The organism is Cognatishimia sp. SS12 (genome assembly GCF_028369055.1).
Taxonomy (GTDB): Bacteria; Pseudomonadota; Alphaproteobacteria; order Rhodobacterales; family Rhodobacteraceae; genus Cognatishimia.
The window spans coordinates 194723-208224 of record NZ_JAQNCZ010000002.1; the positions used below are offsets into that span (position 1 = coordinate 194723).

Sequence of the window (13502 nt, forward strand, 5' to 3'; positions counted from 1 at the left end):
AAAGAGCCTCAAGTCGAAAGGTCAATCGGGCTTGCGTTCGGCCCGTGCACAAAGGTATCCGTTGGCCAAGAAAACACCAAGAAACAAAGGATAGATCATGCGCCCCTCTGGACGTCAGCTGAACGAAATGCGCCCCGTGTCGATTGAAATCGATGTGACCAAACATGCCGAAGGGTCTTGCATGATCAAGATGGGTGACACCCACGTCTTGTGCACCGCCAGCCTTGAGGCGCGCGTGCCGCCGTTTATCAAAGGGTCTGGCCTGGGCTGGGTCACGGCCGAATACGGCATGCTGCCGCGCTCTACCTCCTCGCGGATGCGGCGCGAGGCGGCGTCAGGCAAACAGGGCGGGCGCACTGTCGAAATCCAACGGTTGATCGGCCGCAGCCTGCGTGCCGGCGTGGATCGTGTCGCGCTCGGCGAACGCCAGATCACTGTGGATTGTGACGTGATCCAGGCCGATGGCGGCACCCGCTGTGCCTCTATCACGGGCGGCTGGGTTGCCCTGCGCCTCGCTGTTAATAAGCTATTGAAATCAGGGGATATTACCACCGATCCACTGATCTCTCCGGTGGCCGCAATTTCCTGTGGCATCTATGCAGGTCAGCCTGTGCTTGACCTGGATTACCCCGAAGATTCCGAGGCCGGCGTTGATGGCAATTTCATCATGCTCGGCAACAAAAACCTGATCGAAGTACAGATGAGCGCCGAAGGCTCGGTCTTTTCCCGGGATCAGATGAACCAGCTGATGGATTTGGCGGAAAAAGGCGTCGCAGAACTGGCCGCATTGCAATTGGAAGCCGTGGCGTGACCCGCAAGTTCACCGGCGACACGCTTCTGGTTGCCACGCACAATCAGGGCAAATTAACCGAGATTCGCGAGATTCTCGCCCCCCATGGCGTCAACGTCGTGGGGGCTGCCGATCATGATCTGCCGGAACCGGAAGAAACCGAAGACACATTTGTCGGCAACGCGCGGATCAAGGCCCATGCCGCTGCGCAGGCCACCGGCCTGCCGGCGCTGTCAGACGACAGTGGCATCACAATCGACGCCCTGGATGGGGCCCCCGGTGTCTATACCGCCGACTGGGCCGAAACCGGCAACGGGCGTGATTTCATGATGGCAATGCGCCGCGCCAATGACGAAATCACAGCCAAAGGCCCGGATGCGCCGCGCACTGCGCAGTTTCGATGCACCTTGATTCTGGCCTGGCCGGATGGGCACGACGAGGTTTTCGAAGGTGTCATGCCCGGCAGCCTGACCTGGCCCATCCGTGGTGCCGGCGGCTTTGGCTATGACCCGATGTTTGTTCCCGAGGGGTTGGATGTGACCTGCGCAGAGATGCCAAAAACCGAGAAAAACAAAATCAGCCACCGCGGCCGCGCGCTGCAGAAATTCGTTGCAGGCTGTTTTGGCTGAAGATTGGACCCATGGGGGCTTTGGCCTCTACATCCACTGGCCATTTTGCATGGCCAAATGCCCCTATTGCGACTTCAATTCGCATGTTTCTAAAAAAATAGAACAAAAACAATGGCTTAAAGTATATTTGATCGAATTGGATCGTGTCGCCGCTGAAACAAGCGGGCGGGTTTTGAACTCCATCTTTTTTGGCGGCGGCACCCCTTCTTTGATGGATCCTGAAATTGTCGCCGCAATCATTGCACGTGCGCGTCAGCACTGGCCCGCTGCGAATGATCTGGAGGTGACGCTCGAGGCCAACCCAACTTCTGTCGAAGCCGCCCGGTTCGCGGCCTATCGGCAAGGCGGCGTCAGCCGGGTGTCGATGGGTATACAGGCCCTTAATGACACCGATCTTGGGCGGCTTGGGCGCATGCACACCGCAGCCGAAGCAAAAGCAGCCTTTGATATCGCGCGCCGTGAATTTGATCGCGTCAGCTTCGATCTGATCTATGCGCGCCAAAACCAAACATTGGCCGCGTGGCAGGCCGAATTGCGCGAGGCGCTGGCGATGGCAATTGACCACCTATCGCTTTACCAATTGACCGTGGAAACTGGGACCGCCTTTGGTGATCGCTATGCCAAGGGCAAGTTGCGCGGTTTGCCCGAAGATGACCTAGCCGCAACCATGTACCAGTGCACCGCAGAGATTTGCGAAGACGCCGGGTTCGAAGGCTATGAAGTCTCTAACTATGCCAAAAACGGCTGTGAAAGTGTGCACAACAAAATCTATTGGCGCTACGGTGATTACATCGGGATTGGCCCGGGCGCGCACGGCCGGCTTACGCTTTCTGGGCAACGATACGCAACCGAATGCGTCAGATCGCCAACATCATGGATGACAGCTGTGGAATGCGGCCAAGCTGAGAATCTGCGCACGGCGCTGTCACGCGCGGATCAGGCCGATGAGATGATGATGATGGGCCTGCGGCTACAAGAAGGGGTCGATCTCAATCGGTGGGAGGATCTCGCCGGGCGCAGGCTGCCCGCAGACCGGCTGACCCATCTGCAAGAGATCGGCATGCTACGCCAAGACGGGTCAAGAATTTACGCGACCCAAGATGGGCGCATGGTACTCAACACCCTGCTCGCCGAAATTCTGGCAGACTAAAGGATGCGCTTCGTTTGGACCATATGCGGCCTGCTCAGTCTGACCCTCGGAACCCTGGGCGTTGTGCTGCCGCTATTGCCGACGGTTCCATTTTTACTGCTCGCAGCCTTCTGTTTTGCAAAGGGCTCTGACAGGTTGCACCACTGGCTCCTTAGCCACCGTATCTTTGGCCCGCCTATTGAAGAGTGGCGGACAAAAGGTGCCATCAGCCGCGTGGCCAAACGTTGGTCAACGGTTTCAATCCTGGCTGTGCTCGCGATGTCATTTCTGCTGAACGTGGCTTGGCCGGTGTTCGGCCTTCAGATCATCATCCTGACTGCGGTGCTCACCTTCATTTGGACACGGCCAAATAGCTAGATCCGTACCATCAGTCAGGACAGAAATAGGGTCGAAAACTCAGTTCGCACTCAGAATCCGGCAGAGCTCATCAAGCTGATCCATATTGTCATATTTGATGGTGATCTGACCGGCTTCGCCTCCAGCCTTGTGATCAATGGCGACCTTCATTCCCAAATTGGCAGAAAGATCTCCTTCAAGCGCCTTGGTGTCCGCATCTTTAACCGGCTTTGGCTTTTTAGGTTTTTCCAGATCGCCCGAAGCGTATTTCTTTACCAACCCTTCCGTCTGACGAACTGACAAACCCTCGGCGACGATACGTTTGGAAATTTCCTTCGCATGATCAGAGGTGATCAAGGCGCGCGCATGTCCCGCGCTGAGTTTGCCCTCTTCCAACAAATCCTGGATTTCCGTCGGAAGATTCAGCAAGCGCATCAGATTGGCGATATGGCTCCGGCTCTTGCCAAGGGCACGCGACAATACTTCTTGTGTATGGCCAAACTTCTCCATCAACTGACGATAGCCCGCGGCTTCCTCAACTGGGTTCAGATCCGAACGCTGAATATTTTCGATGATCGCGATTTCAAGCACTTCGGTATCATCAAACTCGCGCACAATCACTGGCAATTCATGCAGCTGCGCCTTTTGTGATGCACGCCAGCGACGTTCACCAGCAACAATCTCATAGCTACCCACCACGCCCGGCTTTGGCCGCACGATCAATGGCTGAATGACACCTTTTTCCCGGATTGAATTTGCCAGATCTTCAAGGTGCTCAGGGTCAAACCGCCGACGCGGCTGATCTGGATTTGGTTGAATCTTTTCAATAGGCACCAACATATCTGGCCGACGCCCGCCCTCTTCGGCTGAGCCTTTTGCAGTTTCAGTAACATCCGCCATCAATGCCGACAGCCCACGCCCCAAACCACGCGACTTAATCTTGTTTTCTGCCATGATGTTTCTCCGAAATTACGCGGCTGCGCCGATGTGTTTGTTCAATAATTCTCTCGCAAGCGAGCGATAGGCTTCGGCCCCTTTGGACGTCGGATCATACTCCAACACTGGGCACGCGAATGAGGGTGCTTCGGAAAGCCTAACATTTCGTGGAATTCTGGTTTTGAAGACGAGATCCCCCAGATTTTCCCGCGCGTCGTCCTCTACTTGCTGCGAAAGGTTGTTCCGCGCATCATACATCGTCAAAATGACCCCTTCGATGCGCAATTCCGGATTGGCGGTCTGGCGAACCTCTCGAACCGTGAGCATCAATTGAGACAGCCCCTCCAATGCGAAAAATTCACTTTGCAGCGGGATAAGCACCGAATGTGCCGCGATCATCGCATTCACGGTCAAAAGGTTCAAAGACGGCGGACAATCAATCAAGATATAATCCCAACCGAAGGACTCCATAGCCGGTTGGCGCAAAGCGTCATGCAGCAAGAAAGATCGTTTTTCATTGGACATCAATTCAATGTCAGCGGAGCTCAGATCAACGGTCGCTGGCACAATCGCCATACCTTCGATGCTAAGTGGCTGAATAACATCTTCCAGCCGTGCATCGCCGAGCAATAGATCATAGGTCGTGAAATCGCGGGCCTCAACATCCACCCCAAGCCCTGTCGACGCATTGCCCTGCGGATCGAGATCAACAACCAGAACACGCGCCTTCTGCTCGACCAGCGCCGCAGCCAGGTTAATGGCCGTAGTCGTCTTACCGACACCGCCTTTTTGATTGGCCACCGCAATTATTTTGGGGTGTGCACCGCGAATAATGTCAGACACGCTCGATATCCCTGATTTTCAGAATAACAGAACCCTCTTGGGTACAGCTATTCCTGCTCTCACACTCAAACGACCAAGCGACTTTTGCATCTTGCACTTCGCTTCGCCAAGTTATCCCTTTTGGAAATAATGCTATACCGTCTTTCGCCATGTGTCTTTCGGAAAATTCAAACAATTTGGCTAGATCGGCCAGCGCCCTTGCAGACAAAAAATCTGCCTGCAGAGGCGACAGTTGCTCAATCCGATCGGTATAGATCTTCGCCTCCGTATCGGTTTCTCGCAAAATTGTTCGCATAAAGGCGCATTTCCGGACATCACTCTCTACCAACGATACAGAAAGCTCTGGTTTTTCGGCCTGAGACAGGATCGCAACCACAAGCCCAGGAAACCCGCCGCCGCTGCCTAGATCAACCCAGCGCCCCGCTTCCGGCGCAGCGTATTGGAATATTTCTACGGAATCCAACATGTGCCGCATCCAGACATCTTTGAGCGTCGATTTTGAAACCAGATTTACGGTTGGATTCCATTTAATGAGAAGCTCGGCATAGGTATCCAAACGCTCGATTGTTTCACGTGAAACATCACCCAATGCGCGAATGACAGATGAACGACCGTTCACGCAGATTTCTCCCGTTTTTCCCGCTGCCGAAGCTTCGCAAGCAACAATGTCAAAGCCGCCGGCGTCATGCCATCAACCCGCGCGGCTTGCGACAGGTTACCTGGGCGCGCATGTTCCAGCTTCTTTTTCAACTCGTTCGACAGGCCTTCTATCTCTGAATACCCAAAATCATCGGGGATACGCTGAGCCTCGTCGCGTTTCAGCGCTTCGACATCTCGCTGTTGCCGCCCAATGTAGTTCTCATAAAGAGCGTCACGCGAAAGCTGCAAGGCGATGTCTTCGTCCAGCGTATTTAGCTCAGGTATCAAGTTTTCGATTTGATCAAACACAATTTCGGGATGCGAAAGAAGCTGAAAGGCATCGCGGCGCACCCCATCATTTTTGAGAGATATCCCAGCGACGGCCGCCTCCTTGGGGGAGAAAGAATAGGACTGCAGTAAATTCTTACCCTGATCAAGCTGTTCCCGCTTGGTGCGATATATTTCAAATCTTTCAGATCCCACAAGCCCAAGATTGAAGCCAAGTTCTGTGAGCCGCTGGTCGGCATTATCGGCGCGCAAGGACAATCGAAATTCGGCGCGTGACGTGAACATGCGGTAGGGCTCCGTCACACCTCGGGTAATCAAATCGTCGATCATGACACCGATATAGCTGTCAGACCGCAAGAAATGATGTGGTTCAAGGTTCTGCCCAAAACGCGCGGCGTTCAAACCTGCCACGAGGCCCTGGGCTGCCGCCTCTTCATAGCCCGTGGTACCATTAATCTGACCGGCAAAAAACAGACCAGCGACGTCACGAACCATCAGCGACGCATCCAGTGCTCTGGGATCAACGTAGTCATATTCAATTGCGTAGCCAGGCTGCAGGATCTTTGCGCCCTCCAACCCGTAAATGGAGGCGACATAGTCGTGTTGTATCTCTACAGGCAGGCTCGTCGAAATCCCATTGGGGTAAACCGTGTGGTCATCCTCACCTTCGGGTTCAAGAAAGACCTGGTGAGACTGTTTGTCCGCAAAACGGACGACTTTGTCTTCAATCGAAGGGCAATAGCGTGGGCCGACCCCTTCGATGTGACCGCCGTACATGGCAGAGCGCGATAGATTTTCGCGAATGATATCATGGGTTTTCGCGTTGGTATGTGTGATGCCGCAGGCGACTTGCTGCGCTGTCGGTTTATCAGACAAAAAGGAGAACATGACAGGGTCTTCATCCCCCTGCTGCTTTTCCAGAAGGTCCCATTTTATTGTTCGGCCATCGAGGCGCGGGGGCGTACCGGTTTTGAGCCGTCCGAGAGGCAAGCCAAAATCGTCAATGCGTTCTGCGAGTTTCACCGAAGGTCGATCACCCATGCGACCACCGGGCCTCGCAACGTCGCCAATATGAATGACTCCGCGCAGGAATGTTCCGGTAGTCAAGACAACTGCGCTTGCCCGAATTTCGGTCCCGTCTGCCAGCTGGATGCCATTTATGCGATCAGAAGGCATCAGAAGGTCTACAACCTCCCCCTCTATAATTGTCAAATTTGGGCAGGATTGCATTTCCTGCAGCATCGCGTGCCGGTAGATCTTCCGATCCGCTTGTGCGCGTGGACCTTGCACTGCGGGGCCCTTTCGACGGTTCAGCAAGCGAAATTGAATGCCAGCCTTGTCAGCGACGCGTCCCATAACCCCATCTAGAGCGTCGATCTCTCGGACCAAATGTCCTTTCCCCAAGCCGCCAATGGCCGGGTTACAGGACATCACGCCAATCCCGTCAAGCGTCAGCGTGACAAGCGCGGTACTGGCTCCGGCACGGGCCGCCGCATGGGCTGCGTCACAGCCTGCGTGTCCGCCGCCAACTACAATCACATCAAAATGTTTCACGTGAAACACTCCTATTTGCCAATGCAAAAACTGGAAAAGATTTCATCGAGCAAGTTCTCAACATCCACCCGGCCCACAATCGAATCCAGCGCACGAATCGCGGTTCGCAATTCCTCTGCAGCTATATCATAGTGATCAGCGCCGTGTGCCAGAACAGCGCGCGCGGCCGACAAGCCTTCGTCAGCGCGTATCATAGCTATGCGATGCCGTTCCCGCGTTGCGACGCCGGAGCGTCCGGCCAAGGTGGAGAGTTTGGTTGCAACCTCAGACACCAAGTCTTCGACGCCCTCCCCGGTCTTTCCGGAAATTGCGTTTGCTCGGTTGGATGCGACATCAGCCTTTGCTGTTCGAATGATATCATTGGGCTTTGGCGTAAACTCGGGGGGGTCGCCATTCTCAATCAGAAAGATACGTAAATCCGCCCGCTCCGCCCGCGCTTTCGCCCTTTCGATCCCGATACCTTCGACCACATCATCCGTCTCGCGTAGGCCCGCTGTGTCGAGCAACGTGACAGGAATTCCTGCGAGATCCATACGGACCTCAATGACATCACGCGTCGTTCCGGCGTATTCAGAGGTGATGGCCGCGTCGCGGCCCGCCAGTGCATTCAGCAGCGTCGATTTCCCCACATTAGGTGCCCCGATGATCGCAACCTCAAACCCATTGCGAATGCGCTCCGCCGTTTCGACACCGGCAATCTCAGCGGTCAGCTGCGCAGAGACCCCTTCCAGCAGCGATGTCACCTCTGGTGTCACGTCCACAGGGACGTCTTCGTCAGCGAAATCAATTGTGGCTTCGATCAACGCCGCGGCGCGAATAAGATCTCGGCGCCAGCGTTCTGCCATGCCGCCGAGGTCGCCAGAAAGCACACGCAAGGCCTGTCTGCGCTGCGCTTCGGTTTCGGCATCGATGAGGTCGGCAAGCCCTTCGACCTGCGCCAAATCCATCACGCCGTTTTCAAGCGCCCGTCGCGTAAACTCTCCCGCCTCCGCGAGCCGTAAGCCAGGCATATCTGACAAGACGCGCAGCACACGGTTCACCACCGCAACAGAGCCATGCAAATGCAGTTCCAAAACAGCTTCGCCGGTGAAGGACGCTTTTTCGGCAAAATAGAGCAGAAGCGCCTGATCAAGGCGCGTCCCCGCCGCGTCGCGCAGAATTTTCAAAGTCGCGATGCGCGGCTCCGGGGTGCTGCCTGCTAAGGTCGCGGCGACAGTCGCAGCCAAGGGACCAGACACACGAATGACAGCGACCCCCGCCTTCCCGGGGGCCGTCGCTAATGCAAAAATGGTATCGTTTTCAAAGGCCATGACGCATCACGCATTCATGGAATCAAAGAACTCATTATTAGATTTTGTCTGCTTGAGCTTGGAGATCAGGAATTCGATGCCATCTGTTGTGCCCATTGGATTCAGAATTCTGCGCAGAACAAAGGTTTTCTGCAGATCTTTCGGCTCGACCAGCAGATCTTCTTTCCGGGTGCCCGACTTCAGAATGTCAATCGCCGGGAAGACCCGCTTGTCCGCCACCTTGCGATCAAGCACGATTTCAGAGTTACCGGTGCCTTTGAATTCTTCAAAAATCACCTCATCCATACGCGAGCCGGTATCGATCAGCGCGGTGGAGATAATCGTCAGGGAGCCACCCTCTTCGATGTTACGCGCCGCACCAAAGAAGCGTTTTGGACGTTGCAGGGCATTTGCATCGACACCACCGGTCAGAACCTTGCCGGACGAGGGCACAACCGTGTTGAAAGCCCTACCAAGTCTTGTGATTGAGTCAAGCAGGATCACTACATCTCGTTTATGTTCCACCAGGCGCTTGGCCTTTTCGATCACCATTTCAGACACGGCAACGTGGCGAGTGGCGGGTTCATCAAAGGTCGAGGAAATGACCTCACCCTTCACCGACCGCTGCATATCTGTCACCTCTTCGGGGCGCTCATCGATCAGCAGGACAATCAGATAACACTCTGGATGGTTTGCCTCGATGCTATGAGCGATGTTTTGCAGCAAAACGGTCTTACCTGTCCGCGGCGGCGCCACGATCAGGGACCGCTGACCTTTGCCAATCGGAGCCACAAGATCGATAATACGCGCGGAACGATCTTTTATTGTTGGGTCTTCGATTTCCATCTTCAGCCGCTCATCCGGATAGAGCGGTGTCAGGTTGTCAAACGCGATCTTGTGTTTGGCTTTTTCCGGCGGCTCAAAATTGATGGTCGCAACACCGGTCAGCGCAAAGTAGCGTTCATTTTCTTCGGGGGCCTTAATGACACCATTGACGGTGTCGCCCGTCCGCAAGGAATAGCGGCGGATCATATCGGGGCTGACATAGATGTCATCGGGACCTGATAGATAGTTGGCCTCGGGCGAGCGCAGGAAACCGAAGCCATCTTGCAGTACCTCAAGCACACCATCGCCGGACACTTCCCAGCCCTCATCGGCGCGTTCACGCAGGATCTGGAACATCATCTCGCCCTTGCGCATGGTCGAGGCGTTTTCGATCTCCAGCTCCTCCGCCATGGAAAGCAGATCTTTTGGGCTCTTCGCTTTCAGGTCAGAAAGCGCAAGTTTAATATCGGACATGGATAAACCTTTGGTGGCCGAAAACTGGCCATCTCATGGAAATTTGCAATGGAAGACATGCCACCCGGATGGGCGCTGTTGTGATCAGAAATAGGGGGATTCCCCGGCTAAGTCAAACGCTGCTCAGAACTTCACAACCACCGACAGGACAATCAGCGCCATCAGCAGTGTCGGCACTTCGTTCATCATCCGGTATTGCCGCCCGGTCAGCTGATTATCCCCCTGTTCAAAGGATTTTCGACACGCCATCAGCCAATGATGAAACCCTGTCATCGCAATGACGCCCACGGCCTTTGTGTAGGGCCACACAGCGCCCCAATCGACGATCCCGGGGGTCAGCATCAGCAACAGACCAAAGAGCCATGTGGCGACGCTTGCTGGGCCCATGATCACTTTGAGCAATTTGAATTCCATCACCTGAAAGGTCTGGTCAAGCTGATCACCGGGCTGGGCGCGCTCCACGTGATAGACGAACAGACGTGGCAGATAGAAAAGACCTGCCATCCAGCTGATCACAGCCATGATATGCAGCGCTTTGATCCAGAGATAATAATCAGAAAGAAAGTTGGTCACGTGTTGGTCCTGCGCTGATCCTCTCTTCCAAATAAATATATATTTATAAGAAAGGAAGTTGATTAGGTAGTGCGGCGCATTTCTGGGGATTATTGTGTTTTTCAGTGGTTTTCCACATGGGCGCTTTTGAGATACTTGCTGTGGTGGATAAGGCTGGCAAGTCGAAAAAATCGACAATTTTTATCTATGATTATCAAATGATTAGATGAATTTTTTTCCAACCTCTCCTGTGTATATCCCTGTGCATGAGGTTGCGATAAACCGATTCCATCACAGGCCGCAGGTTATCCTTGTCCCGCGTGGACAATCATGGGAGGGCGGCATTGAAATGGCCAAGTTATCTACCGCTTGCGTCAGGCTTTGAATTCATCGACAACCTATTTGCGGTTTATGCCGTCAGTTCTGCACCGGGTTATCCACATGAGCCAACAGATCATCCTTGCCTCTGGGTCCAAGATACGCGCCGAAATGCTGCAAAATGCCGGCGTGTCTTTTGATGTCATAACCCGCCCTGTTGACGAAGCAGCGATCAAGGAAAGCCTTGAGGCCGAGGGCACAGCGCCGCGCGATATTGCGGATTCGCTCGCCGAGGCCAAAGCGCAGCGCGTCAGCGCCCGCCATCCAGAGGCTTTGGTGATCGGTTGCGACCAAGTGCTTGATTTTGAAAAGCGTATGTTTTCCAAACCCCGTGATCAAGCGGAGGCCAAGGCGCAGCTACAAGAGTTGCGCGGCAAACGGCATGCGCTGCTGTCCGCTGCTGTCATCTATGAGGGCGGCAAACCGATCTGGCGCCATGTGGGTGTGGTGCGCCTGTTGATGCGCGATTTTTCGGATGCCTTTCTGCAAGGCTATATCGATCGCAATTGGGATGAGATCCAGCATACTGTCGGCGGCTATCAGCTTGAGGCCGAAGGCGTGCGTCTTTTCACCCGCGTGGATGGCGATTACTTTACCGTATTAGGGATGCCCCTTTTAGAAATTCTGGCCTTTCTGACCCTGAGAGGGACATTGCAAAAATGACGACCCAAAAAATTCCTTTGGCAGCTGTGATTGGCCATCCGATTGCGCATTCAAAATCGCCGCTGATCCATTCTTATTGGCTCAAGCAGCACGGGCTGTCGGGGCATTACATCCCGATGGATGTGAAACCAGAGCATTTGGAATCGGTCTTGCGCGGGCTGCACACGATGGGGTTCGTGGGGGCCAATGTCACGATCCCGCATAAGGAACGTGCCTTGGAAATCGCCGATCAAGTTACCGATCGTGCGACGCTGATCGGCGCAGCGAACACGCTGATTTTCCATGAAGACGGGAAAATTCTGGCTGACAATACAGATGGTTACGGATTTATTCAGAATTTGCGGCAGAATGCGCCAGATTGGGATGCAGCGGCGGGGCCAGCGGTTGTGCTTGGGGCGGGTGGCGCCGCGCGAGCGATTGTCGCGTCGCTTCTGGATGCCGGGGCGCCGCAGATACTGATCAGCAACCGCACGCGGGTGCGCGCAGAACAATTGCGCGATGATTTTGGTGCGCGTCTGAAAGTGGTGGAATGGGTGCAGGCTGGCACCTTGATGGAAGAGGCCGCAACGCTCGTGAATACCACGTCGCTGGGCATGACCGGAAAACCTGACCTCAAGGTCTCACTTGAGGGGCTTCAGCCGGGCACTTTGGTGACAGATCTGGTCTATGCGCCCTTGCGCACCCCCCTGCTTGAGGTGGCGGCGGAAAAAGGCTGCGTGACTGTGGATGGGCTTGGCATGTTGCTGCATCAGGCCGCGCCCGGGTTTGAACGTTGGTTCGGCCCGCGCCCAGAGGTCACGGATGATTTGCGGCAGATGGTTTTGGCATGACCTTCAAACTGGGGCTGACCGGGTCCATCGGCATGGGGAAATCGACAACTGCGCAGCTCTTCGCTGATGCGGGCTGCGCGGTCTGGGATGCAGATGCGGCGGTGCATCGCATGTATTCTGAAAATGGCGCGGCGGTATCCCTGATTGCGGTGGCCTTTCCCAGTGCTGTCAAAGACAATGCCGTATCGCGCGATGCGCTGCGCAGATTGGTGGCGGGGGATGCGGCCGCTCTGAAACGGCTTGAGCGCATCGTGCATCCGCTGGTGGCCGCAGATCGTGATGCCTTTATCGCCGCCAGCGCCGCGGATGTCACCGTTTTGGACATACCGCTGTTGTTTGAAAACGGCACCGAAGCAAACATGGATGCCGTGGTATGTGTCACGAGTCCGCCTGAAATCCAGCGTGCGCGAGTTCTGGCGCGCGGCACGATGACAGAAAAGCAATTCGAAGCGATCCTGGCCAAACAGCTGCCAAATGAGGAAAAGCTGGCCAAGTCAGATTATGTTGTGCTGACCGACACTTTTGATCACGCGCGCGAACAAGTCGCCCGCATACTTGCCGATATACGGGGGAAAATGGCCAATGCGTGAAATTGTACTCGATACGGAAACCACCGGGTTTGATCCTGAAGGCGGCGATCGCATCGTTGAAATCGGCTGTGTTGAGCTGCACAACCACATGCCAACGGGCGAAACCTACCACGTCTATATCAACCCCGAACGCTCGATGCCGCAGGGTGCCTTTGAGGTCCACGGGATTGGCCCGGACCTGCTGGAGCCGCCGAAAGAGCCGGAGCCTGGACAGGTGATTTTGCGCGACAAGCCGGTGTTCGCCAAAGTTGGCCAAAGCTTTGTTGATTTCATTGGCGATGCCAAGCTTGTCATTCACAATGCCGCCTTTGATATGAAGTTTCTGAATTTTGAACTGAAGCGCATGGGTCTGGCTGAAATCCCCTGGGAACGGGCTGTTGATACGCTGGCCATTGCGCGCAAAAAATTCCCCGGCTCCCCCGCCTCGCTGGATGCCCTGTGCCGCCGGTTTCTGATTGATAACAGCAATCGGACATTGCACGGCGCGCTGCTTGATTCTGAAATTCTGGCAGAGGTCTATCTGGAGCTGATCGGCGGGCGGCAGCCTGATTTCACGCTGGGCACCACGTCAAGCGGGCAGGATGGCGGCGCGACACAAGACAACTGGCGCCCGACCGCGCGGCCAAACCCCCTGCCCGGTCGTTTGACGCCAGATGAGGCAGAGGCACATAAAGCGTTTGTCGAAAAGATGGGGGAAGAGGCGCTCTGGAAAAAGCTGGGCTAGGCCCGCAGCGGT

At 55.1% G+C, this 13502-nt stretch carries 15 protein-coding genes; 8 read left to right on the forward strand and 7 right to left on the reverse strand.

Annotated features, from left to right (window positions below; translation table 11 throughout):
- The first annotated feature begins 97 nt into the window (after positions 1–97).
- From rph to N6L24_RS05535, 4 genes are read left to right on the forward strand one after another with little or no spacing between them, the layout of a single operon-like run.
- Positions 98–811, forward strand: coding sequence for a ribonuclease PH (gene rph / locus N6L24_RS05520; RefSeq protein WP_271843661.1), 714 nt, complete (start codon positions 98–100; stop codon positions 809–811).
- Positions 808–1419, forward strand: a complete 612-nt coding sequence (rdgB, locus tag N6L24_RS05525; protein ID WP_271843662.1) for an RdgB/HAM1 family non-canonical purine NTP pyrophosphatase — start codon at positions 808–810, stop codon at positions 1417–1419. The genes rph and rdgB overlap by 4 nt, the downstream gene beginning before the upstream one ends.
- The gene (gene hemW, locus N6L24_RS05530) at positions 1412–2569 is read left to right on the forward strand and encodes a radical SAM family heme chaperone HemW (RefSeq protein WP_271843663.1); all 1158 of its coding nucleotides are present in this window, start codon (positions 1412–1414) and stop codon (positions 2567–2569) included. The genes rdgB and hemW overlap by 8 nt, the downstream gene beginning before the upstream one ends.
- A gap of 3 nt (positions 2570–2572) precedes the next feature.
- Positions 2573–2926 (forward strand): YbaN family protein, encoded by a 354-nt coding sequence (locus N6L24_RS05535; RefSeq protein WP_271843664.1) that lies wholly within the window; start codon positions 2573–2575, stop codon positions 2924–2926.
- Positions 2927–2965: 39 nt separating this feature from the next.
- Here the strand turns inward: N6L24_RS05535 and N6L24_RS05540 are convergent, their stop codons facing one another.
- From N6L24_RS05540 to hemJ, 7 genes are all read right to left on the reverse strand, one after another.
- Positions 2966–3859: a ParB/RepB/Spo0J family partition protein gene (locus N6L24_RS05540; protein ID WP_271843665.1), complete on the reverse strand. Its 894-nt coding sequence runs from the start codon at positions 3857–3859 to the stop codon at positions 2966–2968.
- A gap of 15 nt (positions 3860–3874) precedes the next feature.
- Entirely contained in the window at positions 3875–4684 is an 810-nt protein-coding gene (locus N6L24_RS05545) for a ParA family protein (protein ID WP_271843666.1), read from the reverse strand.
- A complete protein-coding gene (rsmG, locus tag N6L24_RS05550; RefSeq protein ID WP_271843667.1) occupies positions 4677–5303 on the reverse strand; it encodes a 16S rRNA (guanine(527)-N(7))-methyltransferase RsmG in 627 nt (208 codons plus the stop codon). Before rsmG ends, N6L24_RS05545 begins: the two co-directional genes overlap by 8 nt.
- Positions 5300–7165 (reverse strand): tRNA uridine-5-carboxymethylaminomethyl(34) synthesis enzyme MnmG, encoded by a 1866-nt coding sequence (gene mnmG / locus N6L24_RS05555; RefSeq protein WP_271843668.1) that lies wholly within the window; start codon positions 7163–7165, stop codon positions 5300–5302. The genes rsmG and mnmG overlap by 4 nt, the downstream gene beginning before the upstream one ends.
- Positions 7166–7176: 11 nt before the next feature.
- Positions 7177–8475, reverse strand: coding sequence for a tRNA uridine-5-carboxymethylaminomethyl(34) synthesis GTPase MnmE (mnmE, locus tag N6L24_RS05560; RefSeq protein WP_271843669.1), 1299 nt, complete (start codon positions 8473–8475; stop codon positions 7177–7179).
- 6 nt (positions 8476–8481) lie between these two features.
- The gene (gene rho, locus N6L24_RS05565; protein WP_271843670.1) at positions 8482–9753 is read right to left on the reverse strand and encodes a transcription termination factor Rho; all 1272 of its coding nucleotides are present in this window, start codon (positions 9751–9753) and stop codon (positions 8482–8484) included.
- Between the two features lie 123 nt (positions 9754–9876).
- Positions 9877–10326 (reverse strand): protoporphyrinogen oxidase HemJ, encoded by a 450-nt coding sequence (gene hemJ, locus N6L24_RS05570; protein ID WP_271843671.1) that lies wholly within the window; start codon positions 10324–10326, stop codon positions 9877–9879.
- A gap of 420 nt (positions 10327–10746) precedes the next feature.
- Here hemJ and N6L24_RS05575 point away from each other — a divergent pair, with 420 nt between their 5' ends.
- The 4 genes from N6L24_RS05575 to dnaQ are packed head-to-tail and all read left to right on the forward strand — an operon-like array spanning position 10747 to position 13490.
- Positions 10747–11346: a Maf family protein gene (locus N6L24_RS05575; RefSeq protein WP_271843672.1), complete on the forward strand. Its 600-nt coding sequence runs from the start codon at positions 10747–10749 to the stop codon at positions 11344–11346.
- Positions 11343–12176 carry a shikimate dehydrogenase gene (locus tag N6L24_RS05580; protein WP_271843673.1) on the forward strand — a complete coding sequence of 278 codons (834 nt, stop codon included), beginning with the start codon at positions 11343–11345 and terminating at the stop codon, positions 12174–12176. Before N6L24_RS05575 ends, N6L24_RS05580 begins: the two co-directional genes overlap by 4 nt.
- Positions 12173–12766, forward strand: coding sequence for a dephospho-CoA kinase (gene coaE / locus N6L24_RS05585; RefSeq protein ID WP_271843674.1), 594 nt, complete (start codon positions 12173–12175; stop codon positions 12764–12766). The genes N6L24_RS05580 and coaE overlap by 4 nt, the downstream gene beginning before the upstream one ends.
- Positions 12759–13490: a DNA polymerase III subunit epsilon gene (gene dnaQ, locus N6L24_RS05590; protein WP_271843675.1), complete on the forward strand. Its 732-nt coding sequence runs from the start codon at positions 12759–12761 to the stop codon at positions 13488–13490. The genes coaE and dnaQ overlap by 8 nt, the downstream gene beginning before the upstream one ends.
- Positions 13491–13502 lie beyond the last annotated feature (12 nt).

Bases quoted from the DNA above. Each gene is read 5' to 3' on its own strand.
- N6L24_RS05540 (WP_271843665.1), bottom strand. From the start codon at position 3,859: ATGGCAGAAAACAAGATTAAGTCGCGTGGTTTGGGGCGTGGGCTGTCG.
- coaE (WP_271843674.1), top strand. From the start codon at position 12,173: ATGACCTTCAAACTGGGGCTGACCGGGTCCATCGGCATGGGGAAATCG.
- dnaQ (WP_271843675.1), top strand. From the start codon at position 12,759: ATGCGTGAAATTGTACTCGATACGGAAACCACCGGGTTTGATCCTGAA.
- rph (WP_271843661.1), top strand. From the start codon at position 98: ATGCGCCCCTCTGGACGTCAGCTGAACGAAATGCGCCCCGTGTCGATT.
- N6L24_RS05575 (WP_271843672.1), top strand. From the start codon at position 10,747: ATGAGCCAACAGATCATCCTTGCCTCTGGGTCCAAGATACGCGCCGAA.
- mnmE (WP_271843669.1), bottom strand. From the start codon at position 8,475: ATGGCCTTTGAAAACGATACCATTTTTGCATTAGCGACGGCCCCCGGG.
- N6L24_RS05580 (WP_271843673.1), top strand. From the start codon at position 11,343: ATGACGACCCAAAAAATTCCTTTGGCAGCTGTGATTGGCCATCCGATT.
- rho (WP_271843670.1), bottom strand. From the start codon at position 9,753: ATGTCCGATATTAAACTTGCGCTTTCTGACCTGAAAGCGAAGAGCCCA.
- N6L24_RS05535 (WP_271843664.1), top strand. From the start codon at position 2,573: ATGCGCTTCGTTTGGACCATATGCGGCCTGCTCAGTCTGACCCTCGGA.